The 3,625-nt window shown below is 62.6% G+C and carries 2 protein-coding genes and 1 pseudogene; all 3 read left to right on the top strand.

Features of this window, described 5'->3' with window-relative positions; genetic code table 11:
• Nucleotides 1-72 precede the first annotated feature (72 nt).
• A pseudogene (locus tag AC5ZG5_RS45785) lies at nucleotides 73-1,548 on the top strand (type II secretion system protein GspD); the annotation flags it as partial.
• A 12-nt stretch (nucleotides 1,549-1,560) separates the two neighbouring features.
• On the top strand, nucleotides 1,561-2,091 hold the full coding sequence (locus AC5ZG5_RS45780) for a tetratricopeptide repeat protein (protein ID WP_456647193.1): 531 nt from the start codon (nucleotides 1,561-1,563) through the stop codon (nucleotides 2,089-2,091).
• A 162-nt stretch (nucleotides 2,092-2,253) separates the two neighbouring features.
• Entirely contained in the window at nucleotides 2,254-3,192 is a 939-nt protein-coding gene (locus tag AC5ZG5_RS45775) for a hypothetical protein (protein WP_456647192.1), read from the top strand.
• Nucleotides 3,193-3,625 lie beyond the last annotated feature (433 nt).

The raw sequence follows: 3,625 nt of genomic DNA, 5'->3' as shown, positions 1-3,625 counted from the left end.
CGCATCGAAGTCCCCCGTGCCGAATCAGTTCGGTCCAAGGGAATCAGAGTGCGCTAATTAGGTACAGACCCTAGTCAGAACATCATCAAGTTCCTGCCGATTGCCCGCCTCAACGCAGTGTTGGTGGTGACCAAGAAGCCGGACATGCTTCGCACCGCGGCGACCTGGATCAAGCGGCTTGATCGAAACGATACCGCGCGAACCACCGTCCACGTTTATCGCGTCAAGTTCGGCGATGCCCGCCAGATCGCCCGGGTGTTGACGGATATGTTCCTCGGCGGATCGTCGTCGAGCCTGACTGAGAGTGCCGACAGCCAGATCGCGCCGGGGTCCGGGATAGCGGCAACTTCAAGCGCCGGGGATCGCCTCTCGCTCAACGGCAATGTGGGATCAAACACAAATGGCGGCTTTGCCTCGCGCGGCAATCTGAGCATGAACGGCGCGGCGGGCCTCGGCGGCAACGGCGGGCTTGGCGCGCAACCGACCGGTGCCAACCAGAACGGCGGCAGTGCTCCGCTCGACAGCGGCCGCGGTTCGGGAAATGGCCAGCCGATGATGCAGGACGTGCGGATCACACCCGACACCGTCAACAACACGCTGCTGATCTACGCCGACCAGGCGAACTACCGGATCATCGAATCCACGCTGGTGCAGATCGACCAGCCGCAGCTCCAGGTTGCGATCGATGCGACGATTGCTGAGGTCACGCTGAACAATACGTTGTCTTATGGCGTGCAGGCCTACCTGACGAGCCGGAATGTCGGATTGAAGCCGAACACCGGCTCCATTCTCAACACCCAGGCCACCGCGGCGCCGACGACAATTACCGACCCGACGACCGGGGCGGCCACCGTCGCCGGATCGGTCACCAACGCTTTCATCAATCGGGCCTTCCCTGGCTTCAACTTCCTGATCGGATCGGAAACCCAGCCGAGCCTGATCCTCGATGCATTGCATGCGGTCACCAGCGTCAAGGTGCTCTCCAACCCGTCGCTGGTGGTGATCAACAACCAGGTGGCGACGCTGCAGGTCGGCGACGTCGTCCCGGTGTCGACCGGAAGCGCGACGGTGTTGACGACGAACAACACCGTCGTCAACACGATCGACTATCGCAACACCGGCATCATCCTCCGCGTCTCGCCGCGCATCAGCGTCAATGGCAATGTCCGGCTCGACGTCGAGCAGGAGATCAGCAACGTGCCCGCGGCCAGTGCGAACAGCCTGACACCGACGGTATCGGAGCGGCGGGTCAAGAGCCAGATCTCGGTCGCCAACGGCCAGACCGTGCTGCTGGCCGGCCTGATCAGCGAGCAGCAGAACGGCACCCGCAGCGCCATCCCGGTGCTCGACCAGCTTCCGGGCCTCGGCGATGCCTTCGGACACCAGAACAACTCGACCCAGCGCACCGAACTCATCATCTTCATCCGCCCGCAGATCATCCGCGACGGCTCCGACGCTCACGTCGTGGCGGAAGAACTCCGATCGAAATTGCGCGGCAGCATTGCCACGACCCCGACCAACGCCGCAATCACGACCAGCTTCCATTGAGCAGGACAGAGAATGCTGAGCATCCGCGCCGGGCGTCGATTTCTCCTCGCGCTCTTGGCCGTTGCGCTTTCGGCAGCCGCCGCGCCGGTCGCGGCCAGCAGTCTTTCGCGCGGGACCGCGGCGTTCCATCGCGGCGACTACGTCAGCGCGTTCCGGGAGCTTGCACCGCTGGCCGAACGCGAGAATGCAACCGCACTCGGCCTGCTCGGCTTCATGTACGAGCATGGCTTTGGCGCGCCGCAGGCCTATGACGCCGCCGCCGATCTCTATTGCCGCGCGGCCGTCCAGGGCAACCCATTCGCGCAGGCCATGCTCGGCTTGATGTACGACAAGGGCCACGGCGTTCCGCAGGATTTCATCCTCGCCTATAAGTGGCTCAATCTCGCGGCGGCCCGAACCACCGGCCGCGAGCGGGACACCTATGCGCGGTTCCGCAACGCAGTCGCTTCAAAAATGTCGACCGATGAGATCGTGATCGGCCAGCGGCTTGCGCTCAACTGGTCGCCGGCTTTTCCTGCGCCCGCCCTGCGAGCGAGCAGGTAGCGTCTCCGTCACATTAAGTCCGGCTGGCCGCGCGCGTTGCGCCGCCCAGTCGACCGCGTCACAGAAGCGTCAAGCCTCCGTCAGACCGTCGCAATCAGGTTGCGATTTGTGACAAAATTGCTACCGTCGAATGTCAGTTCGACTACGCGGGAGCACGGCCCCATGAGTATGGAGTGGCGGGCGCGGCCAAATCCGGTGGTTCGGTGGTGGGGTCTGTTGGCCCTCATCAGCGGCGCCAACATCGCGCTTTGGTTCTTGCTGTACGGCGAGTTTCACCAAGTTCCCTCGGGCGGCCTGGTCAACAGCTCCGGCACCCAGTCCATGTTCCTGCTTTCCGCGGCCTATGTGTTTGGCTGCGCTTTCAGGTCGCTGCTGCCGCGCGCGGATGTTCAGCGCATCTGCCTGGTCGACACCTGGCTATCGAGCGTCTTCGTTGGCCGATCGGTCGCGACCGTGGCCGAGATCTGCTTTGCCGTGCAGTGGGCGATCATCCTCAATCAATTGGGCGGGATGACAGGCGCGGACACCACGTTGAACGCCGCGCAATTGATCGTGCCCCTGATCCTCATTGCCGAGTGCTTCTCGTGGTATGCGGTGGTTTCCACCAACTATCTGGGCAACGCCATCGAGAACTCGATATGGGCGATCGCCTTCTTCGTTGTGGGGGTTGGTCTTTGCCGGCTGCTGCCTGAATTCAACGGTCCGGTTCGCATCGCCCTCATCGTCGCGATCGTGGGAATTGCCGGTTATCTGGCCTTTCTCATTACGGTCGACGTCCCGATGTATTTGAGCCGATGGCAGGCCGGTCTCGCCGATGGCAGCAAGCTTCTCGGTTTTCTCGAGGGGCTCCACGACGTGAGCACGCGCTGGGTCGTGACGCACGATTTCGAGCATTGGAAAGACGAGATCGCCTGGATGTCGCTTTATTTCAGCGCGGCCGTCTGGGCCAGCCTCGCGCTTTGCGTCGTCTATTCGCTCGACGGTCATCTGCCGCAATATCGCACCGGGGCGGCGGCTGCGAACTGCCCTGCAGCGGTTTGCAGCTTGCCGCAAGTTGCCGGCGATAACAGATATTTTCGTGTGGCCTACGCGCCGACTTGAGGGCGGCGACGTAGGAGCTCCTGTAGGATGGGTAGAGCGCAGCGAAACCCATCGCGATGGAGCGAGCGGCACGAATGATGGGTTTCGCTTCGCTCTACCCATCCTACGATTCTCTCACGCCTCGCATCAGTGTCGCCCCCGCGAAGGCGGACCCATAACCACAGGGAAGTGTTGTGGCGCGAGCGAGCGGTTGCAGCGGAGCACACGACAACGGCCTGTGGTTATGGGTCCCAGATCAAGTCCGGGACGACGTGGGGTGGGTTCTGATTCAAGTTTCAAATAGCGTGAGGATGTAAGTCCGCATTCTCGCGGCGCGTTGCGTCCGAGCTTTGCTTCACTTTCCACCCTCCTTGAAGACAGAGGGCGCAGGGAAAGCCGGGTGCTGGTTGCACCCGTGGGTCCCGTGCAACAAAAAGCACGGGGGTAGGACCAC

Source organism: Bradyrhizobium sp. Ses1, from assembly GCF_059512365.1.
The sequence above is the reverse complement of the archived record's forward strand: the minus strand, read 5'-3'. Positions and strand labels throughout refer to the sequence as shown.

Bases quoted from the DNA above. Each gene is read 5' to 3' on its own strand.
- AC5ZG5_RS45780 (WP_456647193.1), top strand. From the start codon at position 1,561: ATGCTGAGCATCCGCGCCGGGCGTCGATTTCTCCTCGCGCTCTTGGCC.
- AC5ZG5_RS45775 (WP_456647192.1), top strand. From the start codon at position 2,254: ATGAGTATGGAGTGGCGGGCGCGGCCAAATCCGGTGGTTCGGTGGTGG.